At 71.8% G+C, this 26,573-nt stretch carries 21 protein-coding genes and 7 pseudogenes; 8 read left to right on the top strand and 20 right to left on the bottom strand.

Annotation, left to right across the window (positions count from 1 at the left end; genetic code table 11):
* Nucleotides 1–29: 29 nt before the first annotated feature.
* Complete coding sequence (locus WBG99_RS31020) at nucleotides 30–530, bottom strand: Lrp/AsnC family transcriptional regulator (protein WP_338899503.1); 501 nt, start codon at nucleotides 528–530, stop codon at nucleotides 30–32.
* 60 nt (nucleotides 531–590) lie between these two features.
* Here WBG99_RS31020 and WBG99_RS31025 point away from each other — a divergent pair, with 60 nt between their 5' ends.
* Entirely contained in the window at nucleotides 591–1,793 is a 1,203-nt protein-coding gene (locus tag WBG99_RS31025) for a PLP-dependent transferase (RefSeq protein ID WP_338899505.1), read from the top strand.
* 88 nt (nucleotides 1,794–1,881) lie between these two features.
* Here WBG99_RS31025 and WBG99_RS31030 read toward each other — a convergent pair whose 3' ends face one another.
* Nucleotides 1,882–3,177: a GNAT family N-acetyltransferase gene (locus tag WBG99_RS31030; protein ID WP_338899506.1), complete on the bottom strand. Its 1,296-nt coding sequence runs from the start codon at nucleotides 3,175–3,177 to the stop codon at nucleotides 1,882–1,884.
* A gap of 371 nt (nucleotides 3,178–3,548) precedes the next feature.
* Nucleotides 3,549–4,988, bottom strand: coding sequence for a PLP-dependent aminotransferase family protein (locus WBG99_RS31035; RefSeq protein ID WP_338899507.1), 1,440 nt, complete (start codon nucleotides 4,986–4,988; stop codon nucleotides 3,549–3,551).
* Nucleotides 4,989–5,035: 47 nt separating this feature from the next.
* On the opposite strand from WBG99_RS31035, the pseudogene WBG99_RS31040 reads away from it, so the two are divergent.
* Nucleotides 5,036–5,884, top strand: a pseudogene (locus tag WBG99_RS31040) (EamA family transporter); the annotation flags it as partial.
* Nucleotides 5,885–5,917: 33 nt separating this feature from the next.
* Here the strand turns inward: WBG99_RS31040 and WBG99_RS31045 are convergent.
* Nucleotides 5,918–6,751 (bottom strand): alpha/beta fold hydrolase, encoded by an 834-nt coding sequence (locus tag WBG99_RS31045; protein ID WP_338899509.1) that lies wholly within the window; start codon nucleotides 6,749–6,751, stop codon nucleotides 5,918–5,920.
* A 158-nt stretch (nucleotides 6,752–6,909) separates the two neighbouring features.
* Between WBG99_RS31045 and sigJ the strand changes: the two genes are divergently transcribed.
* Both sigJ and WBG99_RS31055 read left to right on the top strand, forming a co-directional pair.
* Complete coding sequence (gene sigJ / locus WBG99_RS31050; protein ID WP_338900538.1) at nucleotides 6,910–7,791, top strand: RNA polymerase sigma factor SigJ; 882 nt, start codon at nucleotides 6,910–6,912, stop codon at nucleotides 7,789–7,791.
* A 175-nt stretch (nucleotides 7,792–7,966) separates the two neighbouring features.
* Nucleotides 7,967–8,725 carry a GntR family transcriptional regulator gene (locus WBG99_RS31055; RefSeq protein ID WP_338899510.1) on the top strand — a complete coding sequence of 253 codons (759 nt, stop codon included), beginning with the start codon at nucleotides 7,967–7,969 and terminating at the stop codon, nucleotides 8,723–8,725.
* A 366-nt stretch (nucleotides 8,726–9,091) separates the two neighbouring features.
* Here the strand turns inward: WBG99_RS31055 and WBG99_RS31060 are convergent.
* From WBG99_RS31060 to WBG99_RS31070, 3 genes and pseudogenes are all read right to left on the bottom strand, one after another.
* Nucleotides 9,092–9,220 (bottom strand): annotated as a pseudogene (locus tag WBG99_RS31060) (transcriptional regulator); the annotation flags it as partial.
* Nucleotides 9,221–9,245: 25 nt separating this feature from the next.
* On the bottom strand, nucleotides 9,246–9,911 hold the full coding sequence (locus WBG99_RS31065; RefSeq protein ID WP_338899511.1) for a response regulator transcription factor: 666 nt from the start codon (nucleotides 9,909–9,911) through the stop codon (nucleotides 9,246–9,248).
* Nucleotides 9,912–9,950: 39 nt separating this feature from the next.
* On the bottom strand, nucleotides 9,951–11,108 hold the full coding sequence (locus WBG99_RS31070) for a histidine kinase (protein WP_338899512.1): 1,158 nt from the start codon (nucleotides 11,106–11,108) through the stop codon (nucleotides 9,951–9,953).
* A 108-nt stretch (nucleotides 11,109–11,216) separates the two neighbouring features.
* Between WBG99_RS31070 and WBG99_RS31075 the strand changes: the two genes are divergently transcribed.
* Nucleotides 11,217–12,284, top strand: a complete 1,068-nt coding sequence (locus WBG99_RS31075) for an ATP-binding cassette domain-containing protein (RefSeq protein WP_338899514.1) — start codon at nucleotides 11,217–11,219, stop codon at nucleotides 12,282–12,284.
* 40 nt (nucleotides 12,285–12,324) lie between these two features.
* The gene (locus WBG99_RS31080) at nucleotides 12,325–12,762 is read left to right on the top strand and encodes a hypothetical protein (RefSeq protein ID WP_338899515.1); all 438 of its coding nucleotides are present in this window, start codon (nucleotides 12,325–12,327) and stop codon (nucleotides 12,760–12,762) included.
* Nucleotides 12,763–12,792: 30 nt separating this feature from the next.
* Here WBG99_RS31080 and mug read toward each other — a convergent pair whose 3' ends face one another.
* From mug to WBG99_RS31120, 8 genes and pseudogenes are all read right to left on the bottom strand, one after another.
* Nucleotides 12,793–13,290 carry a G/U mismatch-specific DNA glycosylase gene (gene mug, locus WBG99_RS31085; RefSeq protein ID WP_338899516.1) on the bottom strand — a complete coding sequence of 166 codons (498 nt, stop codon included), beginning with the start codon at nucleotides 13,288–13,290 and terminating at the stop codon, nucleotides 12,793–12,795.
* Nucleotides 13,291–13,334: 44 nt separating this feature from the next.
* On the bottom strand, nucleotides 13,335–14,777 hold the full coding sequence (gene purB / locus WBG99_RS31090) for an adenylosuccinate lyase (protein WP_338899518.1): 1,443 nt from the start codon (nucleotides 14,775–14,777) through the stop codon (nucleotides 13,335–13,337).
* 11 nt (nucleotides 14,778–14,788) lie between these two features.
* Nucleotides 14,789–15,204: pseudogene (locus WBG99_RS31095) on the bottom strand (DUF4326 domain-containing protein).
* Nucleotides 15,205–15,240: 36 nt separating this feature from the next.
* A complete protein-coding gene (locus WBG99_RS31100) occupies nucleotides 15,241–16,023 on the bottom strand; it encodes an SGNH/GDSL hydrolase family protein (RefSeq protein WP_338899519.1) in 783 nt (260 codons plus the stop codon).
* Nucleotides 16,024–16,090: 67 nt separating this feature from the next.
* Nucleotides 16,091–17,107, bottom strand: coding sequence for a hemolysin family protein (locus tag WBG99_RS31105; protein ID WP_338899520.1), 1,017 nt, complete (start codon nucleotides 17,105–17,107; stop codon nucleotides 16,091–16,093).
* Nucleotides 17,104–18,440, bottom strand: a pseudogene (locus tag WBG99_RS31110) (hemolysin family protein). The gene WBG99_RS31105 and the pseudogene WBG99_RS31110 overlap by 4 nt, the downstream one beginning before the upstream one ends.
* Before the next feature lie 232 nt (nucleotides 18,441–18,672).
* A pseudogene (locus tag WBG99_RS31115) lies at nucleotides 18,673–18,903 on the bottom strand (GNAT family N-acetyltransferase); the annotation flags it as partial.
* 18 nt (nucleotides 18,904–18,921) lie between these two features.
* Nucleotides 18,922–19,341 (bottom strand): GNAT family N-acetyltransferase, encoded by a 420-nt coding sequence (locus tag WBG99_RS31120; protein WP_338899521.1) that lies wholly within the window; start codon nucleotides 19,339–19,341, stop codon nucleotides 18,922–18,924.
* A gap of 314 nt (nucleotides 19,342–19,655) precedes the next feature.
* Between WBG99_RS31120 and WBG99_RS31125 the strand changes: the two are divergent.
* Nucleotides 19,656–19,877: pseudogene (locus WBG99_RS31125) on the top strand (SCO5918 family protein); the annotation flags it as partial.
* Nucleotides 19,878–19,936: 59 nt separating this feature from the next.
* On the opposite strand, the gene WBG99_RS31130 reads toward WBG99_RS31125, so the two are convergent.
* Together WBG99_RS31130 and WBG99_RS31135 are read right to left on the bottom strand one after the other, a co-directional pair.
* A complete protein-coding gene (locus WBG99_RS31130) occupies nucleotides 19,937–20,296 on the bottom strand; it encodes a hypothetical protein (RefSeq protein WP_338899522.1) in 360 nt (119 codons plus the stop codon).
* A 46-nt stretch (nucleotides 20,297–20,342) separates the two neighbouring features.
* Nucleotides 20,343–20,543, bottom strand: a complete 201-nt coding sequence (locus tag WBG99_RS31135) for a hypothetical protein (protein WP_338899523.1) — start codon at nucleotides 20,541–20,543, stop codon at nucleotides 20,343–20,345.
* Between the two features lie 1,570 nt (nucleotides 20,544–22,113).
* Here WBG99_RS31135 and WBG99_RS31140 point away from each other — a divergent pair.
* Nucleotides 22,114–22,452, top strand: a complete 339-nt coding sequence (locus WBG99_RS31140) for a MerR family transcriptional regulator (protein ID WP_338899524.1) — start codon at nucleotides 22,114–22,116, stop codon at nucleotides 22,450–22,452.
* 257 nt (nucleotides 22,453–22,709) lie between these two features.
* Here WBG99_RS31140 and WBG99_RS31145 read toward each other — a convergent pair.
* The 3 genes and pseudogenes from WBG99_RS31145 to WBG99_RS31155 all read right to left on the bottom strand — a co-directional run.
* Nucleotides 22,710–22,862 (bottom strand): annotated as a pseudogene (locus WBG99_RS31145) (LLM class F420-dependent oxidoreductase); the annotation flags it as partial.
* A gap of 218 nt (nucleotides 22,863–23,080) precedes the next feature.
* On the bottom strand, nucleotides 23,081–25,651 hold the full coding sequence (locus tag WBG99_RS31150; RefSeq protein WP_338899526.1) for an FtsX-like permease family protein: 2,571 nt from the start codon (nucleotides 25,649–25,651) through the stop codon (nucleotides 23,081–23,083).
* A gap of 4 nt (nucleotides 25,652–25,655) precedes the next feature.
* Nucleotides 25,656–26,531, bottom strand: coding sequence for an ABC transporter ATP-binding protein (locus WBG99_RS31155; RefSeq protein WP_338899527.1), 876 nt, complete (start codon nucleotides 26,529–26,531; stop codon nucleotides 25,656–25,658).
* Nucleotides 26,532–26,573 lie beyond the last annotated feature (42 nt).

A 26,573-nucleotide genomic window follows, 5' to 3' on the forward strand; every position in this document is an offset into this window, starting at 1 on the left:
TGATCGGACTCATCGGGGCGTGACCGGCCTCAGGGCGCGCCCGGCGCGCTCCGGTCGGTGTCCGGCGGCAGCAGCGGTCCGCAGTCCCACTGCTGGAAGATCAACCGGGTCTCCACCCGCGCCACCTCCCGCCGCGAGGTGAACTCGTCGAGGACCAGCCGCTGCAGATCCGCCATGTCCGCGACCGCGACATGCACGAGATAGTCGTCCGGCCCGGTGAGGTGGTAGACGGTCCGGGACTCCGGCAGCGCCCTGATCCGCTCCACGAACGGCCCCACCAGCTCCCGCCGATGCGGCCTGACCTGCACCGACAGCAGCGCCTCCAGCCCCCGCCCCAGTTTGGCCGGATCGAGCCGCAGCTGATGGCCGAGGATCACGCCCGCGCGCCGCAGCCGCGTCACCCGGTCCAGACAGGTCGACGGCGCGACCCCGACCTGCGCGGCGAGATCCCGGTACGTCGTCCGGGCGTCGTTCTGCAACAGCCGCAGAAGATGGAGATCCACCGGATCGAGTACGACGGAATCGGACATTGCCCGAACGTATCACGGTGTTCGATCCCCAGAACCCGGTCGATGTTCACTCTGGTGTCCATGGACTCAGCGAGCACGCACGCGTACGACCACGCACGTACCACGCCGAGAGCACTGGCCACCGAGGCCGTGCACGCCGGCCGCGACGACCTCGCGCGCCAGGGCCTGCACGCCCCGCCGATCGACCTGTCGACCACCTACCCCTCGTACGACAGCCGGGGCGAGGCCGCCCGCATCGACGCCTTCGCCACCGACGGCGCCGAACCGGACGGGCCGCCGATCTACGGACGGCTCGGCAACCCCACCGTCGCCCGTTTCGAGACCGCCCTCGCCCGCCTCGAAGGCACCGAGAGCGCGGTCGCCTTCGCCAGCGGCATGGCCGCGCTGAGCGCCGTCCTCCTCGTCCGCGCCTCGATGGGCCTGCGCCACGTCGTCGCCGTACGGCCCCTGTACGGGTGTAGCGACCATCTCCTCACCGCCGGGCTGCTCGGCACCGAGGTCACCTGGGTCGACCCGGCCGGTGTCGCGGACGCGCTGCGCCCCGACACCGGTCTCGTGCTGGTGGAGTCCCCGGCCAACCCGACCCTGGCCGAAATCGATCTGCGGGGCCTCGCCCATGCCTGTGGCTCGGTCCCGCTCCTCGCGGACAACACCTTCGCCACACCGGTCCTGCAACGCCCGGTCGAACAGGGCGCCCGGCTCGTCCTGCACAGCGCCACCAAGTACCTCGGCGGCCACGGGGACGTCATGGCCGGGGTCGTGGCCTGCGACGAGGAGTTCGCCGGGCGGCTGCGCCAGGTCCGCTTCGCCACCGGCGGCGTGCTCCACCCGCTCGCCGGCTACCTGCTGCTGCGCGGCCTGTCCACCCTTCCCGTACGGGTCCGCGCGGCCTCCGGGGCCGCCGCGGAACTCGTACGCCGCCTCGCCGCCGACCCACGCGTCGCCCGCGTCCACTATCCGCGCATCGGCGGCGCCATGATCGCCTTCGAGGTCCACGGCGACCCCCACGACGTCATCGCCGCCGTCCGCCTGATCACACCCGCCGTCAGCCTCGGCAGCGTCGACACCCTCATCCAGCACCCGGCCTCCATCAGCCACCGCATCGTCGAGGAGACGGACCGGCGATGCGCCGGGGTGAGTGACCGGCTGCTGCGGATGTCGGTGGGTCTGGAGGACGTCGAGGATCTGTGGGCGGACCTGGACGGGGCGTTGGGAGCCGGTGCCTGCGGTGAGCGCACTTCCTTGTCGACGAGCTCGGTCTGAGTCACGGAGAGCTGCCCGCGCCCCGTCAGGGGCGTGGGGAACCGCGCCGCCCGGCCGCCACGCATCCGCATCCGCATCCGACGAGCCGTCACCCAGCAGGGCGCGCCTGAGCCGCCTCAACAGTCCGCACCACATCCAGCCGCGCCGTGATCACCAGCGTGCCCTCCGCGACCTGGTACTCGAGCGGCAGCTCAAGCCCCCGCATCGCCGCGACCATCCCCGTGTTGGACGACTGGGTCACCACGTACACGTTCTCGCAGCCCGTCTCGGCCGCCATGCCCACCAGTCGGCGGAGCAGCTCACCGCCGATACCGCGCCGCTGCCACTCGTCCTCGACGATCAGCGCGATCTCCGTCTCGTCGCCGTCCCACAGCAGATGACCGAGCCCGACGAGGCGCCCGGAGGCTGTCCGCGCGGCGAGCGTCCGGCCGAAACCGGGGCTGAGCAGATGCTTGAGATACCGGTCGGCGTCGCCCACGGGGCCGTGATACCGCAGGCTCAGCGTGCGCGTGGAGCACCGCTCGTGCATCGCCCTGGCCGCACGCAGGTCCCTGGTGTCGGCGCGACGCACCGTGATGTCGTCTCCCTCCGGCAGCGTCAGCACGTCCCGGCCGCGCGGGATCCGGGGACCCAGCCGCGTGTCCAGCTCCACCAGGGCCCGTGCCCGCGCGAACTCCGTCGGCGTGAACGGCAGATACGGCCGCTCCACCGTGATCACCCCGCCCTCCGGCGCCCGCAGCCGCATCACCGTCTCCTCCAGGGCCCCCTCGACCGGGGCGCGCTCCTCGGCCCGGCCGGAGCCGGGAGCGTTGGCGGGCAGCGAGCGGATGGTGCAGCGGCCCAGCAACTGCCGCAGGGCGAGCGGGAGTTCCGACGCGTCCAGCGCCGTACGCATGGCCAGACCGAGAATCCGGGTCGGCGTGTCCGCCAGGTCGTGGGTGTCACCGCACTCGATCCAGGTCCCGGTGCCGCCCGCGTCCGACACGGCACGGCCGATCTCGGCGGTCGTCAGCCCCTCGGGAGCCCGGAGCAGGAACTCGTCCACCGTGCCCTCGGCCAACGGATGCGTCTGCAGGCTCAGGATGTCGACCCTGTGCTCGGCCAGCGCCGTGCACAGCGCGGCCAGCGAGCCCGGTTCGTCCCGCACGGTCGTCCGCATCCGCCACAGCGGGGTGACCCCGGTGGCCACCGCGTCGTCCGCGTCGGACGGCCCGGCCTGCCGTCCTTCGGTGAGCGGCGGCCGGGTGCCGGTATCACTCGTCGGCGGCGCGTGACCGTGGCGCCTTGCCCGCCAACCGCGGAACCCGGCCGCGGCCGACAGCAGCCAGTGGGGTACCTCGCGAGTGTTCCTCGCCCTCGTCGCATCAGACATGTCATGAGTCATGCGACCACTGTGGACGAACGGTGTTGCGTGATCACGAACGCTTTGTGACTGCCCGGTAAATGCAGTGTTCTGCACCATTTGTTGCTTTCTGTGTGACCGAGGCTGTCAGGAACGAGGCGATCGGTGACCGCGGCGGTCGGACAGCCACCTCCCGCCGGCGCCGTACGCGGTCGTCGGGCCTGGGCCACCGACGGGCTGGTCGCTGCCCGACGAGGCCCGGCTGGAGCACCTTCGTGTACAGCACGGCCCCGTCCTGCTCCCGCAGCCGTACCGTCAGTTCCCCATCGCCGGTACCTGCGCGTTGAACCGCTTCAGGGGCGCAGCCCCGGGGACGGGGCAGGCAGGGGCCGTGGCGCGGGAAACCGCGTGGGTCAGCCGACCGCCGCCGCCAGTACCTCCACTCCCTCCCGAATCCGCGCGGGCGACAGATGCGCGTACCCCAGCACCAGCCGCACCCCGTCGTCCGGCACCCGCCCGTACCGCGCGACCCCGCGCACCTCGACCCCAGCCACCGCCGCCCGATCCAGGAACCGGTCGAGGGGCCCGTACCGGCCCGGCAGCGCGGCGATGACGTGCAGCCCCGCCGCGATACCGGACACCTCCGCACCGGGGAAGTGCTCGGCGAGGGCGCGGACCAGGGCGTCGCGCCGCTCCCGATACGCCCGCTGGCACCGCCGCAGCTGGCGGTCGTAGTCACCCCGCTCCACGAACCGGGCGAAGAGTGCCTGGTCGATGGTGGGATGACCGAGATCCATGGTCCGCTTCCGCTCGACGACCTCCTCCGCCAGGGACGTCGGCACGAGGAGCCAGCCGAGCCGCAGTCCGGGCGCGAGCGACTTGCTGACGGACCCGGTGTACGCGACCCGCTCGGGATCGAGCCCCTGGAGCGAGCCCACGGGCGCGCGGTCGTAGCGGAAGTCACCGTCGTAGTCGTCCTCGACGACCAGCCCGTCCACCGACCGTGCCCAGTCCAGGAGTTCGACCCGCCGCCTCGCGGAGTACGCGATCCCCGACGGGAACTGATGCGCCGGCGTCGTCACCACCGCCCGCACCCCCGAGTCACGCAACGGCCCGACGGCCAGCCCCTCCTCGTCCAGCGGCAGCGCCACGGTGCCGAGCCCGGCGGCGGCGTACAGCGTCCCGTGCTCGGGGCTGCCCGGATCCTCCACGCCGACGGTGCGCGCCCCACGCGCGCGGAGCACGCATCCGAGGAGGGTCGTCGCCTGGGCCACCCCGGAGACGACGACGATCCGCTCGGGGTCGGCGACCACCCCCCGGCGCCGGGCGAGCAGTTCGGCGAGCGCGGTACGCAGCCGGGGCAGCCCCCGCGGGTCGGGGTAGCCCAGCGCCTGGTGCGGGAGTTCCGCGAGCACCCCGCGCTGGGCCGCCGCCCACGCGGCACGCGGGAACAGCGACAGGTCCGGTGTCCCGGGCACGAAGTCGGCGCGGGCACCGGGAGAGCGCGGCGCGAGATCACGCGCGCGGGGAAGGGCGGCCCGGACGTCGGCGCCCACCCAGGTCCCGGCGCCCCGGCCGCTGCGCAGATATCCCTCCGCGGTCAACTGCTCGTACGCCTCCGTAACCAGCCCGCGCGACACCCCGAGGTCGGCGGCGAGCTCCCGGCTCGACGGCAGCCGCGTCCCACACGCGAGCCGCCCCGTCCGCACGGCCTCCCGCAGCGCCGCCTGCAACGTACGCCCACGCGCGCGTGCGGGCGCGTCGGTGACGGGCGACAGCAACTCCCAGGCGGCGGCCCAGGGAGCGGACCCCGTGGAGCCACCGTCCCCCGGACTGGTCCTCGATGACGTCATGAAAGTGGACCTTAAACCGGGCCGCCCGCCTCCCTAACGTCACAGCCATGACAGCCACGGCGTCGAACGCCACCACCCGCGGAGCCCTCCTCGCCGCCCTCGCCTGCGTCCTCGTCGGAGGCTCCTTCACCGCCAACAGCCTCCTGGGCGACTACCCGTACGCGGGCGGGCAGTTCCTCCGCTACGGCCTCGCCTGCCTCCTGCTGCTCCCGTTCCTCGGCCGGGACGGCACCGCGCCCCTGCGCGGCCTCACCGCCCGGCAGTGGGCGCGGCTGGCGCTGCTCGCGGCCGTCGGCATGGTCGGCTTCAACGTCGCCGTGATCGCGGCCGAGCGCACCGCGGAACCGGCGGTGCCGGGGGTCTTCGTGGGCTGCGCCCCGGTGGTCGTGGCCGTCCTCGTACCGCTGCTGGAGAGCCGGCGTCCGCAACTGTTCGTCCTGTACGGGGCGTCGCTCGTCGCGGTCGGCGCGTTCACCGTCCAGGGGTGGGGCCGTACGGACGGTGCCGGCATCGTCTTCTCGGTGTGCGCGCTGGTGGGTGAGGTCGGCTTCGCGGTGCTGGCGGTGCCGGTGCTGCGCCCACTGGGACCGCGGCTGCTTTCGGCGACCGTGTGCGGTGTCGCGGCGGTCGAGTCGGCGGTCGTCGGCCTGGTCGTCGACGGCGGCGGGTGGCTGCGCCGCCCGGACGGCACGGAGACCGCCGCGCTGATGTGGCAGGCGGCGGTCGTGACGGTCATCGGGTTCGTGTGCTGGTACAAGGGCGTGCAGCGCATCGGCGCCGAACGCGCCACGCTCTTCTCCGGCCTCATCCCGGTGGCCGCCGCCTGCACGGCGCCCCTCGTCGGCACCGGCTCCTACGGTCCCGTACAGGCCGTCGGCAGTGCGCTCGTGGGTGCCGGAGTGGCCCTGGGGTCGTCGGCCCGACGGCGGTCAGCGGCTGCCGTCGAGGATGACACGGGCGACCAGCGCGGGGTCGTCGTTCATGGGGCAGTGGCCGCAGCCGGGCAGCCGCACCAGCCGGGCCCCGGGGATGACCCGCTTGGCGCGGACGCCCTGGCGGCGCACGAGCAGCCAGTCCCGGGTCCCCCAGGCCACGGTGACCGGGAGGCCCGGGATGTCGTCGGTGAACAGGACACTGCCGCCGGCCCGGAGGGTCTCGTCGAACCCGGTGGCCCCCGCCAGCGCGAGGGTCTCGGCGACCACAGCCTCGGGTGAACGGCGGCCCGGACGGGCGTAGATGGTGCTCGTCAGGGCGGAGCGGCCGGCCGCCGAACGGGACAGCGACTCGACCAGCGGCAGTGGCAGCCGCCGCGAGATGTGCCGCATGGTGAGCAGAACGCCGAACGCGTAACGCCGTTCGGCCTCGTTCCAGAACCCGGCCGGCGACAGAGCCGTGACGGACCGTACGAGCTTCTCGCGGGCCAGCTCCAGGGCGAGCAGTCCGCCCAGGGAGTTGCCCGCCACATGGGGGCGGTCGAGCTCCAGCGCCTCGCAGAAGGCACCGAACACGGCGGACGTCGTGGACAGGTCGTAGGTGAGGCCGTCCGGCAGCGCGGGGGACTCGCCGAAACCGGGCAGGTCCACGGTGATGACCTCGCGCTCGGCCGCCAGGAGGTGGACCACCGGGTCCCAGGCCTGCCGGTGGTGACCGATGCCGTGCAGCAGGAGCAGCGGCTCGCCGGTTCCCTCGCGCGCGTGGGAGACCGTCACGGGCCGCGGGCCGAGCGGGGAGGGGACCTGGAAGGAGACCGTGGCGGCTGACATGGTGCAGCTCCTCGTCCATGAGGTGGGCGGGCCGGCGTACGACATTCGGTAGACAGCTTGTCAGCAACTGCTACCGGCGGGTAGCCCTTGGCGGCAACAAGCCGTACGGGCCTTGGAATCGCCTGGACACGGCCGCGCTCCCCGAGATGGGTGGGACGGTGACCCCCGACATCGCGACCGACGTCTTCGAAGGGCACCGCCCCGTCCTCATGGGAGTCGCCTACCGCATGCTCGGCCGGGTCGCCGAGGACGTGGTCCAGGAGGCCTGGCTGCGTTGGTCCGGCGCCGACCGGTCCGAGGTGCGCGAACCGCGCGGTTACCTGGTCCGCGTCACCACCCGGCTCGCCGTCGACCGGCTGCGCCAGGTGCGTGCGCGCAACGAGGCCTACCCCGGCCCGTGGCTGCCCGGGCCGTACGTCACCGACTACGGGGCCACCGTCCCGGACACCGCCGAGCGGGCCGTCCTCGCCGACACCGTCTCGCTCGCCGTCCTCGTCGTCATGGAGTCCCTCTCGCCCCTGGAACGCGCGGTGTTCGTGCTGCGGGAGGCCTTCGGCCACCCGTACGCCGAGATCGCCGCCATGCTCGACCGCACCGAGCCCGCCGTGCGCCAGCTCGCCGGGCGGGCCCGCAGGCATGTCGACGAGCGGCGCCCGCGCTACGACGTCGACCCGGCCGAACGCCGCGAGCTGACCGAGCGGTTCCTCGCCGCCGCGGCCGGCGGGGACCTCAACGGCCTCATGTCGCTACTGGCTCCCGACGTCCGTCTGGTGGGCGACGGCGGCGGTCTCGGCAAGGCCCCGGTGCGGGTCCTCGAAACCGCAGACAAGGTGGGACGGTTCCTGCAGGGCGCGGCCGGCAAGGGCCTCGCCGAGGTGTCGTTCCGCCTCATGGAGATCAACGGCGGTACGGCGGTGGTCGTCCTGTCCGGCGGCAGGGTCGACAGCGTGTTCCAGCTCGATGTCGCCGACGGCCGCATCCAGTCCGTCTACATCGTGCGCAACCCGGAGAAGCTGCTCTCCCTGGTGGTGGAGCAGTAGCCCGCTCGCCTCGATGAACGCTGTGCCGCGCCCGGTCCGGCGGATGCCCGAGGGGCCGACGATTGGTCTTGACCAAGGGTGGGGGCAGGCCTATGGTCGCAGGAAAAGTGCAACAACCTTTAACAAACAAGGGGCGCTAAGAACGCCGGGCCACGGCGAAGCAGCGGAGGACAGGGTGGGGACCCAGCAGCTGGAATCGGTGCCGGAACCGAAATACTGGCATCTGAAGACCGTGCTCAGTGAGGCATTGGACTCCGACTTCTCGGTGGGCGAGATCCTGCCCAACGAACGCGATCTCGCGGCCCGCTTCGGCGTCGCGCGGGCCACGCTCCGCCAGGCGCTGGAGCAGCTCGAACTGGAGGGCCGGCTGCAGCGCCGGCGCGGCGTCGGCACCACCGTGGCCCCGCCGCGCGTGGGAGTCGCCGTCGGCGCCGAACAGCACGCGTGGCCCGGCACCGTCGGCGACGCCTGGCAGGCGGTGGACTGCGCGGACTCCGCGCCGCCCGCCGCGGTGGCCGACATCCTGGAGACCGAGCCCGGCGAGCAGGTGCACGTCGTGCGCCGCTCCCGTGTCTCGCACGGCCAGCCCGTCGCCGCCGAACTGCTCTACGTTCCGGCGGACTCGGTGCCCGCCCTCTCCGCCATCGAGCCCTCCGGTGCGGCACGCGCGCGTGCCGTGCTGCGCGAGCTGCAGTGCCTGGAGCTTGAAGGGCAGGATCGCTCGGTGGAGCTGGGCTCGGCCCGCGCGGACGACGCCAGGGAACTCGACCGGCTGCCCGGCGCGCCCGTCCTCGTCGTCACCACCCGCTTCTTCGCCGAGGGCCGCGCCGCGGCCGTCTCCCTGGCCACCTACCGCGCTGACACGTGCCGCCTGACCTTCGGCGACTCGGGCGGCGTCGAGATCCACCACGGCCCGGAACGCCGCGCCTCCTAGAAGGCCGATGAAGATCTTGCTCCGGCCGCCCGGCTCGCCCCGGATCGCCGGTAAATGTCAATCGGCATGAATGGGTGCAAGCCGGGCGTGACTTCAGGATTTTCAGGGCACTTCTAGGGCGGGTTGCGAAAGTGGCGTCGTCCGCCCGGAGGGCGGGGCCCGCGGCGTCCGGTGGGTGCTCTCGGAGTGCCGGCCGGGGATTCCTCCGTCGGGGAGGGCCTGCCACGCCTTGAGGAAGGGAGGGCGTGCCGGGCGCCGTGACGGGGCGAACGTCGCCGGCCGGGGCAGCAGCCCGCGCCGACCGCACCCGCCGCGCTCCGGACGTCCGGAGCGCGGCGTTCTTCCGCGTGCCCAGGTACCGGCTCGGCGTCGTGCCGTCACCGAGCCCTCCACCGTGAACAGCTGTTCCTCGACGTGGTCCAGGGCCAGCCGGAGCGCGCCCATGGCGACGGCCGCCTCGCCGAGCCGGGCGAGAGCCACGCGGGGCGGGCGCAGCCCGACCGGCCCGGGCCGACCGGGCTCAGCCGGGCCTCACGAAGCCCGACTCGTACGCCGCGATCACCGCCTGCGTACGGTCCCGCGCCCCCAGCTTCGCGAGCACGGCGCTGACGTGTGACTTCACCGTCTCGGCGCCGACGACCAGCCGAGCGGCGATCTCCGCGTTCGACAGACCCCGGGCCATCAGCCGCAGCACCTCCGCCTCCCGACCGGTCAGCGAGGCCCGCTCCATGACCGATCGCGCCGCCCCACCGCCCGCACCGTCGGCGTACTCGGCGGCCAACTGCCGCACGGAGGCCGGAAACAGCAGCGACTCGCCCTCCGCGACCAGCCGCACCGCGTGGACGATCTCGGCGGGCCGCGCCCGCTTCAGCAGGAAACCGTCCGCACCGGCGCGCAACGCCTCATACACGTACTCGTCGTTCTCGAAGGTCGTCACCACGAGGATCTTCGGGGGCTCCGGCACGGTCCGCAGCACCGCCCGGGTGGCCTCGATGCCGTCCAGCAGCGGCATGCGCACATCCATGGCGACGACACTCGGTTTCAGTTGCCGCACCAGGGGGATCACCGCCGCGCCGTCCGCCGCCTCGCCCACGACCTCGATGTCCGGCTGCGCCTCCAGAACGGCCCGCAGGCCGGCGCGTACGAGTGGTTCGTCGTCGACGAGCAGCACGGTGATCGGGGACATCCCGCCAGCGTAGATCAGCTCCTGGGGACGAACGGCTGTTCAGCTCAGCGGTAGTTCGACGTGGACCTGCCAGTCGCCCCGGTCGGGGCCGGTCCGCGCCCGCCCGCCGAGCAACGCGGCACGCTCGCGTATGCCACGCAGGCCACTGCCCCGGCCTCGTCCCGGTATGTCCGCCGTCAGCCGATTGCGGACCTCCAGGTCGAGACTCCCGTCCCCGACCGAGATCCGCACCCGGACCGGGACGTCGCCCGCATGCCGGAGCACATTGGTCAGCGACTCCTGGAGGATGCGGTAGCCCTCGCGGGACACCGGGCCGGGCACCGTCTCGAGCGGCCCCGCCACCTCGGCGTCCACCGTCGCGCCGGAGGCGCGCGCGGACTCCAGCAGCCGGTCGGCTTCGGCCAGCGTGGGTCTGCCCTGCACGGGCCCGCCGGTCTCCCGCAGCGCGCCCAGCACCCGCTCCAGGTCCTCCAGCGCGGCCCGGCCGGTGTCCTCGATGGCGGTGAGCGCCCTGCCGGTGAACACGGGATCGCCGGCCGCCCGCGCCGCGCCCGCCTGCACCACCGCCACCGTCAGCGCGTGCCCCAGGGAGTCGTGCAACTCCCGGGCGATCCGGTTGCGTTCCAGCAGCTGCTCGGTCCGCTCCTCCAAGGCGGTCAGCCGCTGGGCCGCCGAGGGTCCCAGGAGCCGGCGGGCGACGGCGGTGATCAGCTCGCCGAGGCCGATGACGGCGGCGAACGACAGGGCGAGCGGGAAAGGCGCCAGGAGGCCGTACGCCCAGTGCGGCGCGACACCCCTCAGCACAGGATTGTCCGTCGGCACGTGCCCGAACGCGACCGAGATCAGGTCGTACGTGAGGATGGGAAGCCAGACGGTGCCCCCTACGGCCAGCGCTCCGAGCGCCATCCGCAGCTCCAGCCACACCACTGTGCGGAACCGGTCCCGCCAACTGGCCGCCGGCACCACGGAGATCCCTGATTCCTCCTCTTCACCCGGTGTCAGCAGCAGCCGCGCCTGCACGCCCTCACCCAGTCGCACGGCGGGGATCAACCCGACCGGGATCAGGAACAGCGCCGGCACCCACGGGTGCGTGGGCAGGATGAACATCCACACGCTGATGATCAGCATCGGCACCCACAGGTGCAGCAAGCGCGTGTACGTCGTCCCCCGGAGCAACGGGCGCAGGAAGCGGGCCATTCGGTCATCGTGTCAGCCGCCACCGACAACGGGCCTCCCCCGGGCGGGGGAGAGGCCCCACACCCGCGGGGGAGGACGCGGCGTCCCACAGGCGGCCAGGCTGGTGCCATGACCAGCATCGACGTGCAGGACCTGACCAAGGAGTACGGCGCCGTCCGAGCCGTGGACCACCTCACTTTCCGTGTCGAGCCCGGCCGCGTCACCGGCTTCCTCGGCCCCAACGGCGCCGGGAAGTCCACCACCATGCGACTCGTCCTCGGCCTGGACCGGCCCACCACCGGCACCGCCACCGTCGGGGGCCGGGGCTACGCAGGCCTCGATGAACCGCTGCGCCACGTGGGCGCCCTGCTCGACGCGCAGGCCGCGCACGGATCACGCACCGCCCGCGACCATCTCCGGGCGCTCGCGGCGAGCAACCGCATCGCGCCCGCCCGCGTGGACGAGGTCCTGGAGGGGACGGGTCTCGGGAAGGTCGCACGGCGCCGGGTGAGGACGTACTCCCTGGGCATGCGCCAACGCCTCGGAATCGCGGCGGCCCTGCTCGGCGACCCGCCCGTGGTCCTGCTCGACGAACCGTCCAACGGCCTCGATCCCGAAGGGATCGTCTGGATCCGTGCGTTGTTGCGCCGCCTGGCTCGCGAGGGCCGTACCGTCCTGGTCTCCAGCCATCTCATGAACGAGACCGCCTCCTTCGCCGACCATCTGATCGTCCTCGGCCGAGGACGCCTCCTCGCCGACACCCCCATGCGGGAGTTCATCCACGCGCGCGTGCAGCCCCGCGTACGGGTGCGCGCCACCGACGGCGAGGCCCTCACCGACGCCGCCCTCGGGGACAGGGCGAGTGGGCTCTCGGCGGCCGAAGCTCTGCGGGGTGTCGTCGGCTGCGGCGTCTACCTCACCCTGATGGCGCTTCTCGCGGCCGGCCTGACCGCCCTCCTGCGCAGCGGCGTGGCCACCCTGGGCATCCTCGTCCCGTTCCTGCTCATCGTCTCCTTCGTCGTCGGTGGAGTCTCCGGTGGCGTCGCCGACTTCCTGCCCGACAAAGCGGGCCAGGTGATCCTCCACGAGACGTCCGACGGCGCGCTGGGCGCCTGGAGCGGCCTGGCGGTGACCGCGGTGTGGGCGGCGCTCGCGCTGGCGGCGGGAGCGTGGGGCGTGCGGCGGCGGGACGTCTGACGCCGCGCCGGTTGTCGGTGGTGCCCGGTTTACTGGACCCATGAGCATCACGCAGCACCTCGCCGTCATCGACCGGCTGTGCTCCGGGGATTTCCCGGCGGAGCCCGGCCGGTCGGACGTGGGCACGGCCGGGCCGGGTTATCACGTCGCCGAGTTACAGACGAGCGTCGACTTCTGGGAGGACGACGGCACGCGACGGGAGGAGACCGAGGAGCAGTACGAGGCGGACCGGGACGCCCTGTCACGGCTGCTCACCGAACGCTGGGGCGCCCCGGACGTGTTCAGCCTGTTCAGCGTCCTCGACCGATCCATGGGCGGCGAGGACATACCCGGCCCCTGGGCCGTGCTCAGCTCCCATGTCCCGGACGTGCACCTCTGGCGGGCCGACGGCCGTTGGGTGGCCCTCGGCGTCTCACAGTGGGACAAGGAACTGCCGTTCCAACTCGTCGCGCTGATAACGGAGACCGACCCACCCTGACACGTGGACCGCACCGACGAATCCCGCCGGTCAGCCCTCCGCCGCGACCCGCAGGCGTCCGAACTCCTCCGCCATCGTCGCCGTCGTCCAGTGCGCGTTCAGCCCGCTCGGGTTGGGCAGCACCCACACGCGCGAGTCCCCGATCGCCCGCTCCTGCGGACCGACGACGGCCTTGCGGTCGCCGAACGCGGCCCGGTAGGCGGTGACACCCACGACCGCGAGCCAGCGTGGCCGCAGCCGCTCCACCCTGGCGGTCAGCAGGCGCCCGCCCTCGACGTACTCCTCCGTCGTCAGCTCGTCCGCGCGGGCCGTGGCCCGGGCGACCACGTTCGTGATGCCGAGCCCGTGCGACGGCAACTCGCCCTGCTCGGCGGGCTTGAGCAAGCGGGGCGTGAAGCGGGACAGGTGCAGGACCGGCCAGAAGCGGTTGCCCGGGCGGGCGAAATGGTGGCCGGTCGCCGCCGTCGTCAGTCCCGGGTTGATGCCGCAGAAAAGGACCCGGAGGCCGTCCGCGGTGACATCCGGCACCAGCCGGTCGCGGGCGGCCTCCAGTTCGGCCTGGGTGAAGCGGTTCAGAGGATCGCTCCCGGTGTGTAGCCCGCGGCCTCCGGGCGCTGCTTCACGATCTCCTCGATCCGGCCGACGACGACGGCGACCTGGTCGGACGCGGCGCCCGTGAAGGAGAGCTTGTCGGCCATGAGCGCGTCGAGCTGGGTACGGTCCAGCGGGATGCGGTCGTCGGCGGCGAGCTTGTCGAGCAGTTCGTTGCGCTCGGCGCCCTGCTCGCGCATCGCGAGCGCGGAGGCGACGGCGTTCTCCTTGATGGCCTCGTGCGCGACCTCACGTCCGACGCCCGAGCGCACCGCGCCCATCAGCACCTTGGTCGTGGCGAGGAACGGCAGGTAGCGGTCCAGCTCCCGGGCGACGACGGCCGGGAAGGCACCGAACTCGTCCAGGACGGTCAGGAAGGTCTCCAGCAGCCCGTCCAGCGCGAAGAACGCGTCCGGCAGCGCGACGCGGCGCACCACCGAGCAGGACACGTCGCCCTCGTTCCACTGGTCGCCCGCCAGCTCACCCGTCATCGAGGCGTAGCCGCGCAGGATGACCATGAGGCCGTTGACGCGCTCGCAGGAGCGGGTGTTCATCTTGTGCGGCATGGCGGACGAGCCGACCTGCCCCGGTTTGAAGCCCTCGGTCACCAGCTCGTGCCCGGCCATCAGCCGGATCGTCTTCGCCAGCGAGGACGGTGCCGCCGCCACTTGCACCAGCGCGGTCACCACGTCGTAGTCCAGCGAGCGCGGGTAGACCTGGCCGACCGAGGTGAACGCCTGCGCGAAGCCGAGGTGCCCGGCGATCCGGTCCTCCAGCTCGGCCAGCTTGGCGGCGTCCCCGCCCAGCAGGTCCAGCATGTCCTGGGCCGTACCCACCGGGCCCTTGATGCCGCGCAGCGGGTAGCGCTCCAACAGCTCCTCGATGCGCCCGTACGCCACGAGCAGCTCGTCGGCGGCGGTCGCGAAACGCTTGCCGAGCGTGGTTGCCTGCGCGGCCACGTTGTGCGAGCGGCCGGCCATGACCAGCTCGCCGTACTCACCGGCCAGCCTGCCCAGCCGCGCCAGTACGGCCACCGCACGGTCGCGGATCAGCTCCAGCGAGAGACGGATCTGCAGCTGCTCGACGTTCTCGGTGAGGTCGCGGGACGTCATGCCCTTGTGCACGTGCTCGTGCCCGGCGAGGTCGTTGAACTCCTCGATCCTGGCCTTCACGTCGTGCCGTGTGACCTTCTCGCGCTCGGCGACGGAGGCCAGGTCGACGGTGTCCAGGACCCGCTCGTAGTCGGCGAGCGCCTCGTCCGGCACCTCGATGCCGAGGTCCTTCTGGGCCCGCAGCACGGCCAGCCAGAGCTGCCGCTCCAGCCTCACCTTCTGCTCGGGCGACCAGAGCGTGGCGAGCTCGGCGGAGGCGTAGCGTCCGGCGAGGACGTTCGGAATGCGGGGCTTGGCTGGCGCAGAAGTCACGTGTACGGAGTCTACTGGCGATTCGTGCAGGTGGGCGCAGCGGGTCTCTTCGGAGGAACCTGCGAAGAGGAGTCCGGCGCGTCGGCGACCTCCGCCAGCATGGCCCCGTGGCACGGCTCCGGCGCGCACCAGCAGGCCGGCGTCCTTCCGCGCAGCTCCGGCTCCAGGGCCAGCAGCTCGGGGGCGGCCATCAGATACTCCCGGTACTCGGCCATCACCCCGGCCCGCGTCCCGTCGCGCTTCTTCCTGGGGGTGTCGTAGGGAACGGGTTGTGGAGCGGGTGCCGGGGCAGGTCCCAGTGGCCCATGGTCCAGCGGCGGCCGACGTGGACGAGATCGGCGGGGGTGTGTTCCAGCCGGGTGCCGAAGTCGCGGATGCGGCCCTTGGGGTTGATGACGGTGGTGACCGCCTCAGGCGCGTCAGGCATGTCGGGCTCTTTCCGGCGACCGTCCGTCGGCGCCTCTTACGCTCTTGGCCCCTCCCACGGCAACAACTCGGGCCGCTTGGCCGGGAGGCCGTCGCCGGAGGAGCGCCCCGTGAGGCGGCGGCCTATCCATGGCAGCAGGTACTGCCTGGCGAACCGCACGTGGGCCAGCTGCCGTGCGGTCCATCCGGGCGGCGCCGCCACGGGCATCGGTGTCCGCCACTCCGTGTCCTCCGCCGCGTAGCCGAGCCCCTGCCAGACCGCCTCGGCGACCCGGCGGTGGCCCTCGGCGGTCAGGTGCAGCCGGTCCACGTCCCACATGCGGGGATCCCTCAGCGAGGGGGCGCCGTACAGGTCGACGACGAGGGCGCCGTGCCGGGCGGCCAGCCCGTCGACGCAGGCGAACAGCTCCTCCATGCGCGGCCGGAACCGCTCCAGGACGGGGCCCTGGCGTCCCGGGCTGCGCATCAGGACGAGCTGCTTGCAGGCGGGCGCCAGCCGCTCCACGGCCTCCTCCAGCAGGCCGCGCACCCTCTCCATGTCGCACTTCGGGCGCAGGGTGTCGTTCAGGCCGCCCACCAGCGTGATCACGTCCGCCTCCATGGCGGCGGCCACGTCCACCTGCTCGGCGACGATCTGTCCGATCAGCTTTCCGCGCACCGCGAGGTTGGCGTACCGGAATCCGGGCGTCCGCGCGGCCATCCGGCCCGCGAGGAGATCCGCCCAGCCCCGGTACGAACCGTCCGGCAACAGGTCGGACATGCCCTCGGTGAAGGAGTCGCCGACCGCGACAAGGCTGGAGTGTGTGGGATTCGTCTGCATGGCGGAAACGATGCTAACGCGTTCACATACCCGGCGGTCGGTCGACCTCTTCGCCTCCTCGGACGGGTCACACGGCGGGCTGTCCGAACAGCTCCCGCAGCACGTCCTCCATGGTCACGATGCCGGCCAGCCGCCCGTCCGCGCCTTGGACCGCCGCCAGATGCGTACGGCTGCGGCGCATCGCGGTGAGCACGTCGTCCAGTGGTGTGCTCTCCCGCACCCGGGCGATGGACCGCGTGTCGCGGACGGAGAACGGTACGTCACGCGGTGCCGCGTCGAGCGCGTCCTTCACATGGAGATAGCCGACGATCCGGCGCCCCTCGTCGACCACGGGGAAGCGGGAGAACCCGGACTCGGCCGACAGCCGCTCCAGTTCCTCCGGGGTGACCCCCATGCCCGCGTAGACGACGCGTTCCAGCGGGAGGACGACGTCGCGCACGGGTCGGCGGCCCAGCTCCAGCGCATCGCGCAGCCGCTCCCGCGCGCGGTCGTCGATGAGTCCGGCCTCGCTGGAGTCCCGGACGAGGCGGGCCAGTTCGGTGTCCGAGAAGGTCGCCGTGACCTCGTCCTTCGTCTCGATCCGCATCAGCCTCAGCAGCGTGTTCGCGAAGGCGTTGACCGTGAAGATCACCGGGCGGAGCGCCCGCGACAGGGTCACCAGCGGCGGGCCGAGCAGCAGGGCGCTGCGCACCGGCTCCGCGAGGGCGATGTTCTTCGGCACCATCTCGCCGAGCAGCATGTGCAGATAGGTGGCGAGCGCCAGGGCGATCACGAAGGACACCGCGTGGCCCGCGCTCTCCGGCACGCCGATCGCGTGGAACAGCGGCTCCAGCAGATGCTCGATCGCGGGCTCCGCGACCACACCGAGGACCAGGGTGCACAGTGTGATGCCGAGCTGCGCCGTCGCCATCAGCGCCGACACGTGCCGCAGCCCCCACAGCACGCTGCGCGCCCGCCGGTCGCCCTGTTCGGCGTACGGTTCGATCTGGCTGCGGCGTACGGAGATCAGGGCGAACTCGGCGCCCACGAAGAAGGCGTTGGCGACCAGCGTCGCGAAACCGATCAGCAGCTGGACGGCGGTCATCGCGTCTTCTCCTCGTGCTCCTCGTCGGCGGTGACCGGCGCGTGCAGCAGCACCCGCGCGGCCCGGCGGCCGGTGGAGTCCACCACGTCCAGTCGCCAGCCGGCGACCTCGACGGTGTCGCCGACGGCCGGGATACGACCCAGCTCGGTGGCGACGAGGCCGGCGAGCGTCTCGTACGGCCCCTCCGGCGCGCGCAGGCCGACGCGGGCGAGCTGGTCGGTGCGCGCCGAGCCGTCGGCCGAGTACAGCTCGCGGCCGTTCACGTCGGTGCCGACGGAGGCCAGGTCGGGCGTCTCGTGCGGGTCGTGCTCGTCCCGTACCTCGCCGACGACCTCCTCGACGATGTCCTCCAGGGTCACGACGCCGGCGGTGCCGCCGTACTCGTCGATGACGACGGCCATCGTGCGCTTGCCGGAGAGCCGGTCCAGGACCCGGTCGACGGTCAGCGACTCGGGGACGAGGAGCGGCTCACGCAGCAGCTCCGCCACGGAGGTGCGCAGTCGGCGCTCGGCGGGCACGGCGAGGACGTCCTTGATGTGCACCGTGCCGACGACCGAGTCGAGGCTGCCGCGGTAGACGGGGAAGCGGGACAGCCCGGTGGCCCGGGTCGCGTTCGCCACGTCCTCGCAGGTCGCCTGGGCATCGAGGGCGATGACCTGGACGCGGGGGGTCATCACGTTCTCCGCGGTCAGATCGGCGAGGTTCAGCGTCCGCACGAACAGCTCTGCGGTGTCCGCCTCCAGGGCGCCCTCCCTGGCCGAGTGCCGGGCGAGAGCCGCCAGCTCCTGAGGGCCGCGCGCGGAGGCCAGCTCCTCGGCCGGCTCGATGCCGAAGAGGCGTACCAGGTGGTTGGCGGTGTTGTTGAGGTGGCTGATGAAGGGCTGGAACGCGGCGCTGAACCAGCGCTGCGGGTTCGCCACCTTCTTCGCCACGGGCAGGGGCAGGAGATCGCCCAGTTCTTGGGCACCAGTTCGCCGACGACCATCAGTACGACGGTCGACAGGGCCGTACCGATCACCAGGGCCACCGAACTCGACGCGGAGCCCGGCACGCCGACCGCCTCCAGCGGGCCCGCGATCAGCTTGGCGATGGACGGCTCGGCGAGCATGCCGACCACCAGGTTGGTGACGGTGATGCCGAGCTGGGCGCCGGAGAGCTGGAACGTCAGATTCCGTACGGCCTTGAGGGCGCCGGCGGCACCCCGCTCACCGCGCTCCACGGCCCGCTCCAGCTGGCCGCGCTCGACCGTGGTCAGCGAGAACTCGGCGGCGACGAAGGCACCACAGATCAGCGAGAGCAGCACCGCCACCAGAAGGAGGAGTACTTCGGTCATCGGGTCACCTCCGCCCCATGGTCGGACAGGGGCGGGAGGACCGTGCGATGTCGGGCACGTGGTGTGCCGGGCGGGGTACTGGGAGGCTCGCCCATGGGCGGACGCTCACAACCTTTCCGTGGAGGCTGACTGGTCCACTCATGGTAAAGGGTCGGCAAAGTGCCGTTGTGCCACCTCTGACTCCGACTCCGCCCCCCGGTATCTACTCCCCGAGCGGCTTCACCCGCCGCCGTCAGGTCTCCTCGGGCGTATACCCGGCCGCCCGCCACGCGTGGTGGGCCGTCTCGTTCCGTACGAACAACCATCACGACGCGATGGTTGTTCGTACGGTCGCGCCGCGCCGCCCGCCGAGCCGGACGAACCGTTCCTCGGCGGCGCTGAGCAGGGCCGAGCCGATGCCCTGCCGCCATCGCTCCGGGTGCGCCGCCAGCCGTCGAATCCTGGCGGCTCCCAAACATTCGTCTGAGAGCCCTGCCCAGCCTTACAGGGGTTTGACCCAGCGCCGCCAGTGGTCCTCGCGATGGTAGCCAGCGGCGGCCCATGTGTGGTGGGCCTGTTCGTTGGCTTCCAGGACCATGGCGTCGACGCGTCGCCCGCCGAGGGCGGCGAAGCGTTGTTCGGCGGCTTCCAGGAGGGCGGTGGCGATGCCTTGCCGGCGGTGGTCGGGGTGTACGGCGAGTCGGTAGGCGGAGCATCGCCATCCATCGAAGCCGGCTATGACGGTTCCCGTGAGGAGACCGTCGCGCTCTGCGAGGAGCAGGGCTTCGGGGTCTGTCGTGACGAGTCGGGCCACTCCGTCGTGGTCGTCGCTGATGCTCGTGCCTTCCGCGGCTTCGCACCAGAAGTGCAACACGGTATCGATGTCCGAGAGGGTGGCGCTGCGGATGTGGAGATCGCTCATGGGACGAGCCAAGCAGAGCGCCGACCCGTCTGGCGAACCGTTGCCGTCCGACGAATCGAGAGCGGGCCATCCGCATGTCTTTGACGCCCGGTTGACGCTCGTTGATCACTGTCCCCATACATCACGGCCGACCAGGCACGATCTCGGCGAGCGGGTCCTCAAAGGGCGTGCGGCCGTGGCGGCCCGTTCGCCGGCCCGGTGGCAACCCACCGATGACGCAGAGCCTCAGGGCGGTCAGCGGGGGATAGCCGTGAGCCTGCCCCAGGACGCCGTTACGAGCTGCTCGTCGCCCGAGGCGTCAAGCCCGCACCGGCACCGGCGAATCCGTGGCCATCGGCCGCCGCCACTACCCGGTCAAGCAAGTCGGCCAGTTCATCACTGCCAGGACCGCCGTGACTTCAGCGCCGCCGAAGTCCTCCGGGCCATGACTCGGCTCGGCTTCACCTGCCGCACCCTCCCCCAGGGCCGCACCCGTACGCATCCCGAGCTCGCTCCAGCAAGCCTCCGGGGTGCCCGGCACCCCCGTATCCGTCTGACCGAAAGAACAGGCACGAGCCCACACCGCCGTTCAGGGGGTTCCCGTCGCAGTGGTTGCTCAGCGGTCGGAATAGCTGAAGTCGCCCACGGTCCAGGCGCTGACGTCCTCGATCGCGACACGGTACATTCCGCCTGTCTCCGGGATCCCCACCGTGCCCTGCAGGATCCGGGCGACATGGAAGTGAAGATGTGTGGGCGGCCCGTTCTTCTTCGCGGGGGCGTCGAAGACGGCGGAGAACTCGCCCAAGCGGTCCGAATCCGTCAGCACATCCGACACCCTCTGCCTCCAGACCGCTTCGGGAGCCAGCCGACCGGTGATGACAGCACCACTGGTGACCACGGTCAGGGACATCTGATTGCTCTGCCCGGACTCCACCAGGGTGGCGACGTCAACCAGCAGCTCGTCAGGCTTCGACATGGGGCAGATTATATTCACCGGCGATCCAGTTGCTTGAGCGGTGGCGCTACCGGGCGAGGCGGGCGCTCGCGGCCTTGCCGTCGGAGGCGTGGCGGGTGACCGCGGTGGCGCGGGCGAGGCCGTTGACCATGGGCCGGCCGAAGCCTCCGGTGCCGCCGTTCAGGTCAACGGTGCGTATGCGCGGCGCATGCCGACCGGCGTCGTGGACGGCCCCTCGATGGTGGCGGGGTGCGCAGTCGGTTCCCATGCGCAGCGGCGGCCCCCGCCGTGCGCCGGGCGTGGGTGACGAGCTCAGGCACGACCAGGACCACGATGCCCGCTTCGTCAGGGGCCACGGTCGGCTGCCGCAGGCATTCCCGGCTGCCGCAGGCATTCGAGGAAGGCCCGTGCCGAATCAGGTGCGTCGGCAACGGCTGTCGTGGAACGGACGGTTGTCGGCGTTGAGGCCATCATGTTCATCAGCGTCACCCTGATCTGTGGATCGTCCATGCCCGGCCTCTGCCTACCTGACCTCTGCGCCCCGCCCCTCCGCCCGCCGACCCGGCAGAGCAGCAGCGCTTGCCGGAGAAACTGACGGCCACAGTCGACGCGTGGTGGCCCGCTGCCGTGTGCCCGCAGCAGCCCGTGCCACGGTGCGGGCGCACGGCCTGCTCGAGTCGGGGGCCCGCGCCGGTTCGAGCCGACGGCCCATCCGAGGCGACGCTACCGGTGGGGCGACCACGAGAGAGAGTGGCCGCGGGCCGAAGAAGCAGTCCTCGTCGAGGCGCTGACGTGGCAACAGGAGCGCCCGTCTGCGAATCGCGGCACCAGCTCCGGCGTGCAGCGCTTCCAGGAGCTGCTCGGCCACCGGGCCAGGATCGTCAGGGTCGGCGCGGATCCTCGTGTGACGCCCGTCACCGGTCGACCTGTCGGGGTGACACGGCCGGAAGCATGAGTGCCCGGTGGTGGCCGGTACCTGCCGACAGTTGGGGCTGCGCGGCTGTGGGTCACTCCGAGTGCCGGACCTCATCCTCGGGGCTGCTACGACCATCCATGGGCCAGTTGAGGCGAGCTACCTCATCTTCGAGTGGGCGGAAATCTATGCCCGTCGGAGTAGACATTGGGTGGTGGTGTGGTTATGGTTTCTCTCGTAGTCGAGATCGAGCAAAGCCCGGCGGGGACGAACTGCCGGGCGCAGTACAGGCAGTCGCAGTGCGCAGGACGGTGCGGTGGTGGAGTTCCGAAGCCAGGGTTGTCGCATGACGGCGACGGGGCTGATGACCGGACCGGGTGGCCCGCAGTGATCAGGGGCCGCCGTGATCAGGGCCGCGGTTGACGCGGTGGCAGTACCCGTAAGTGCAGTTCGCGGTACGCAGCAGTGAAGTCAGTGAGCGGTACCTCGGTGAAGGCGTCGGCTGCGGGCGCGCGTGCCGGGAGGTTCGGCAGTGGGGTTCTGAGCCAGGGCAGTCGCAAGATGGGCGACGGGGCTGGCTGCCGAAGAGTGGCGCTGTCACAGGCCATCGAGTAGTTCGCTTCACCAGCAGTGCGCATTACCCCGCTTGGTGAGTAGCCGATCACCGAGGGAAGAACGGAGGAGCCAAGCGCCATCAGGATCGCCCGGGCGGAAGTCTCGAGCCCGGGTACCGCAGGACATCGATAGTGAGGTGGTCTCCGGTCAAGCAACCGCGATCCCCGCGCCCCCGACAGTATCTCGATCGGGTCAGCGGACACAGAAGGCCGACGCGGCACTAGGGTCGGCAGATGGTGTAGCAGTTCCTTCGGGGCCCTGGTGTCAGTACGGCACCAGGGCCCCTCGACGCGTTCCACAGAGAGGTGAGATGACAGCAGACGATTCCTTCGGCCGTCTCGACGACGATGATTACCCCGCCTACACCATGGGCCGGGCTGCCGAGATGCTCGGCACCACCCCCAACTTCCTCCGCGCCATCGGTGAGGCCAGGCTGATCACCCCGCTCCGCTCGGCGGGCGGACACCGCCGCTACTCCCGTTACCAACTGCGCATCGCGGCCCGCGCCCGGGAACTCGTCGACCACGGCACCCCCATCGAGGCCGCCTGCCGCATCGTCATTCTGGAAGACCAGCTCGAAGAGGCCCAGCGCATCAACGCCGAACACCGCCGTGCCGCCGGATCACCCAACCCCCCGGCCGCGGCATGAGATGAGCGTGGGGGCCTATGGGGAATTAGTGTGACTCGTCCGTTCGGCCTACAAGTTCCTTGGTGGGCTGTTCGGCCTCCACCCGTACGAGCACGGCGTCGAGGTCGTCGGGCGTCGCCCGCCCGTATGCGCAGCTCGGTCATGGAACGACCCCACCGCGGGGGCCGGACGGTGATCCGGAAACTCCAGGATGCGGACAGCGTCCGGGCGGCGACGGACCTGCCGGGGTCCCGCGGCCGTCCTCGCTCCGCCGCACGTCACCTCCCGCGCAACGCCTCGACGACCCGGGCGAACACCTCCATGTTCGGTTCCAGGACGGTCAGATACGAGAATCCGTACCGCTCCCGCTGCGCCAGCACCTGATCGACGATCTCCTCCAGGGTCCCCACGAGTACCAGCACTTCGCACGCCACTCCTCGGCGGACGTCGGGCTGAGCAGATTGACTCCGAAGCGGAACGGGTGCGGCATGAACTCTCCTCATCTCTAAGGGACTTGAGCCGGCACACCAGCGAGTACACCACTTGGGTACGCGTGCCGCCAGCACATGCGCGCGCCCACCGCGCGGCAGGAGCCCGGCCCCGACGGGCCATACCGCCGAGGCGACCCACGTGGCCGCCTGTACCCGGCTCATTCGTGCGCGATGGCCGCCAGCACGTTCATGCGGGACGCGCGCAGCGCGGGCAGCAGGGCGGCCACGACACCCACCACCGCCGACCCGATCACCACGGCGATGACCGTGCCCCACGGGATCGCCAGTGCCTTCATGCCCTGCAGCGCGAGCACCTGCTGCACGCACACGCCCCAGACCAGCCCCAGCGCGAGGCCGAGGACCGCGCCGAACACGGCGATCACCACCGACTCCAGCCGGATCATCCGCCGCAACTGCCGCCGGGACAGCCCGATCGCGCGCAGCAGCCCGATCTCACGGGTGCGCTCGACGACCGACAGAGCGAGGGTGTTGACCACGCCGAGCACCGCGATGACGATCGCGAGGCCGAGCAACGCGTAGACCAGATAGAGGAGTACGGCGATCTGGCCGCGGACCAGCTCCTTGTAGTCGGCCTGGTCACGGACCTGCACCTGCGGATAGGCCTCCAGCGTCCGCTCCAGGTCCGCCCGCAGCTCGTCGGCGCCGACGCCGGAGGCGGCGTTCACGTACAGTGCCGAGTCCTGGCCGTCGGGCACGTACTTCTCGATGGTGCCCATTCCGAAGTACAGCCCGCCCCGCATCCCGAAGCCGTCGGCGGTGTCCTGGTCGGTGAGCGCTCCCACCCGCAGCTCGGCGTTCTTCCCGGCGGGGAACCGCACGGGAATGGTGTCGCCGAGCGTCACGTCGTGGTCCCGCGCGAACTCCACGTCCATGGCGATGCTGCCGTCCGCCAGCGCGGCGGCGCTGTCGCCCTCGGCGTAGGTGACGTTCGCGACCTCGTCGAGCCGCGAGTCGTAGGCCGCGGCGGTCGTCTCCACCCGCTCGCCGTCCGGCAGCCGTACCGCGACCGGGGTGAACCGCTGCCGTACGACGAGGCCGGTGCCTTCCGTGGCGCGGATCTTGTCGGTGACCTCCTGTGGGAAGGGCGTGAAGTTCTGGTTCTGGACGACGAAGTCGGCGCCCAGCGTCTTGTCGATCTCGTCGTCGAACGACTCGGTCATCGACGCGCTGGCCACGGACATACCGCCGACCAGCGCGATCCCCACCATCAGCGCGGCGGCGGTGGCCCCGGTCCGGCGCGGGTTGCGCAGGGCGTTGCGCTGGCTCATCCGGCCGACGGAGCCGAACAGCGCGGGGAACGCGCCGCCGAGGACCCGGATCACCGGCCGAACGAGAAGCGGTCCCGCGATGACGGTCGCGACGAGTGTGAGGACCACGCCGAGACCGAGGAAGGCGGCCGCCGAACCCGTGTCCGACGACACCACGCACCCCACGAGCGCGGCGGCACCGGCCGCGGCGACGATCCCGCCGACCAGTGCGCGCACCCGCAGCGGCCGGCCCATTCCGGCGGTCTCGGCGTCCGAGAGCGCCGCCATCGGCGACACGGTCGCCGCCCGTCGCGCGGGCAGATAGGCCGCCACGAAGGTGACGCCCAGCCCGACGACGTACGCGGCGACGGGGGTGCCCACGCCGATCACCATCTCGGTGGACTTCAGGTTCATCCCGAGCAGGCCCATGAGCTCGATCAGCCCGAAGGCCAGCCCGATGCCCGCGGCGAGGCCGAGCGTCGACCCCACCAGGCCGAGCAGCGCCGCCTCGGCGAGCACCGACCGCCGCACCTGCCGCCGGTCGGCACCGAGCGCGCGCAACAGGCCCAGTTCACGGGTGCGCTGGGCGATGAGCATCGAGAAGGTGTTGACGATGAGGAAGATCCCGACGAGCGTGGCGATCCCGGCGAAGCCGAGCATCACGTACTTGATGACGTCGAGGAAGCCGCCGAGCGAGGCCGCGGCCGACTCGGCCTGCTCGTCGGCGGTCTGGTACTCGTACGTGCGCGGCCCGAGTTCGTCGGCGATCCGCTGCTTCAACTGTGCGTCGCTGACGTCGGGCGCCGCGGTCACCGAGATGCTCGTGGCGGCGTCGGGGTCGCCCAGCAGCCTGGCCTGCGCGGTCGGGGTGTCGAGGAAGACCAGCGCGGCGCCGGGGTTGGTGGTGGTGAAGGTGGCGATGCCGACGATCCTCACCTCGAAGGAGCCCGGCTGGGCGAGCACCGTCAGGGTGTCGCCGATCTCCACGTCCTTGTTCTTCGCGGTGTCCGCGTCGAGCAGCGCCTGGTCGGGACCCTCGGGCGCGTGTCCGCTGGTCAGTTCCACCGGGCTGCGGTCGGTGACGTACCAGTTGGTGGCGATGGTGGGGGCGCCCGTCGTCGGCCCCACCGACTCGTTCCCGCTGTCGACGATCGTGATGTTCTCCACGGCCGCGTCCACATGGGTGTCCGCGACGCCGTCGATCCCCGCGACCCGCTGCGCCAGCGAGGCGGGCACGGTCTGCACGGCCCCCGTCGGCAGCTGCCCCGACAGGTCGTCGTCCCTCGGGCCCACGGTCACGTCGGCCGAGGTGGAGGCGAAGAGGCGGTCGAAGGTGCGGGTGACCGTGTCCGAGAAGATCAGACTGCCCGCGACGAAGGCCACGGACAGGACGATCGCCAGCGCCGAGAGCAGCAGCCGCCCCTTGTGCGCGAGGAAACTCCGCAGGGTCGCCTTCAGCACGGTCTCAGTCCTTGTCGAGGTCGGCGGGCCCGGTCGTGGGGACGTCGCTGGGTGCGCCCGCCGCGTCCGCGGTCGCCCCGGCGGTGTCGAAACCGGGGCTCTGGGGGCTCGCCCCGGCGAAGAGGCGCATGCGCTCCAGCACCGCCTCGGCCGTAGGACGCTCCATCCGGTCCACGATCCGCCCGTCGGCGAGGAAGAGCACCAGGTCGGAGTGGGCGGCGGCGCCCGGATCGTGGGTGACCATGACGACCGTCTGGCCGAGCTGGTCGACGGCCTCGCGCAGGAAGCCGAGCACTTCGAGCCCGGCCCGGGAGTCGAGGTTGCCGGTCGGCTCGTCCGCGAAGATCAGCTCGGGCCGGGAGGCCAGCGCGCGGGCGCAGGCGACGCGCTGCTGCTGGCCGCCGGAGAGCTGGGAGGGCCGGTGCCCCAGCCTGTCCCGCAGCCCGAGCGTGTCGATGACCTGGTCCAGCCACTTGTCGTCGGGCTTCTTGCCCGCGATGTCCATGGGCAGGGTGATGTTCTCGGCCGCGTTCAGCGTGGGGATCAGGTTGAAGGACTGGAACATGAACCCGATCCGGTCCCGGCGCAGCCGGGTCAGATCGCGATCCCTGAGCCCGGTGATCTCGGTGTCCCCGAGCCACACCTGCCCGGCCGACACGGTGTCGAGCCCGGCGAGGCAGTGCATCAGGGTGGACTTTCCCGACCCCGAGGGGCCCATGACCGCGGTGAAGCGGCCACGCGCGATGTCCACGTCGACCGAGTCGAGGGCGAGCACCGTCGTCTCGCCCGAGCCGTACGCCTTCGTCAGGCCCCGGGCGCGGGCGGCGACGCCGTCGGCTTCCGCGCGGCCGAGGGGGTGCTCAGCGGCAGCAGTGGACAAAACGGCCTCCAGGCTCGAACCAGATCGAATTCCGGGCGTTCC

Source organism: Streptomyces sp. TG1A-60 (assembly GCF_037201975.1).
Classification (GTDB): Bacteria; Actinomycetota; Actinomycetes; order Streptomycetales; family Streptomycetaceae; genus Streptomyces.

Excerpts from the sequence above, each read along its gene's own strand:
- WBG99_RS31045 (WP_338899509.1), bottom strand. The coding sequence starts at position 6,751 with ATGTCAGCCGCCACGGTCTCCTTCCAGGTCCCCTCCCCGCTCGGCCCG.
- WBG99_RS31070 (WP_338899512.1), bottom strand. The coding sequence starts at position 11,108 with ATGGCCCGCTTCCTGCGCCCGTTGCTCCGGGGGACGACGTACACGCGC.
- WBG99_RS31035 (WP_338899507.1), bottom strand. The coding sequence starts at position 4,988 with ATGACGTCATCGAGGACCAGTCCGGGGGACGGTGGCTCCACGGGGTCC.
- WBG99_RS31120 (WP_338899521.1), bottom strand. The coding sequence starts at position 19,341 with ATGAGCGATCTCCACATCCGCAGCGCCACCCTCTCGGACATCGATACC.
- WBG99_RS31140 (WP_338899524.1), top strand. The coding sequence starts at position 22,114 with ATGACAGCAGACGATTCCTTCGGCCGTCTCGACGACGATGATTACCCC.
- WBG99_RS31075 (WP_338899514.1), top strand. The coding sequence starts at position 11,217 with ATGACCAGCATCGACGTGCAGGACCTGACCAAGGAGTACGGCGCCGTC.
- WBG99_RS31025 (WP_338899505.1), top strand. The coding sequence starts at position 591 with ATGGACTCAGCGAGCACGCACGCGTACGACCACGCACGTACCACGCCG.
- WBG99_RS31020 (WP_338899503.1), bottom strand. The coding sequence starts at position 530 with ATGTCCGATTCCGTCGTACTCGATCCGGTGGATCTCCATCTTCTGCGG.
- WBG99_RS31135 (WP_338899523.1), bottom strand. The coding sequence starts at position 20,543 with ATGGGAACCGACTGCGCACCCCGCCACCATCGAGGGGCCGTCCACGAC.
- WBG99_RS31030 (WP_338899506.1), bottom strand. The coding sequence starts at position 3,177 with ATGACTCATGACATGTCTGATGCGACGAGGGCGAGGAACACTCGCGAG.
- WBG99_RS31100 (WP_338899519.1), bottom strand. The coding sequence starts at position 16,023 with ATGCAGACGAATCCCACACACTCCAGCCTTGTCGCGGTCGGCGACTCC.
- WBG99_RS31105 (WP_338899520.1), bottom strand. The coding sequence starts at position 17,107 with ATGACCGCCGTCCAGCTGCTGATCGGTTTCGCGACGCTGGTCGCCAAC.
- WBG99_RS31080 (WP_338899515.1), top strand. The coding sequence starts at position 12,325 with ATGAGCATCACGCAGCACCTCGCCGTCATCGACCGGCTGTGCTCCGGG.
- WBG99_RS31130 (WP_338899522.1), bottom strand. The coding sequence starts at position 20,296 with ATGTCGAAGCCTGACGAGCTGCTGGTTGACGTCGCCACCCTGGTGGAG.
- WBG99_RS31065 (WP_338899511.1), bottom strand. The coding sequence starts at position 9,911 with ATGTCCCCGATCACCGTGCTGCTCGTCGACGACGAACCACTCGTACGC.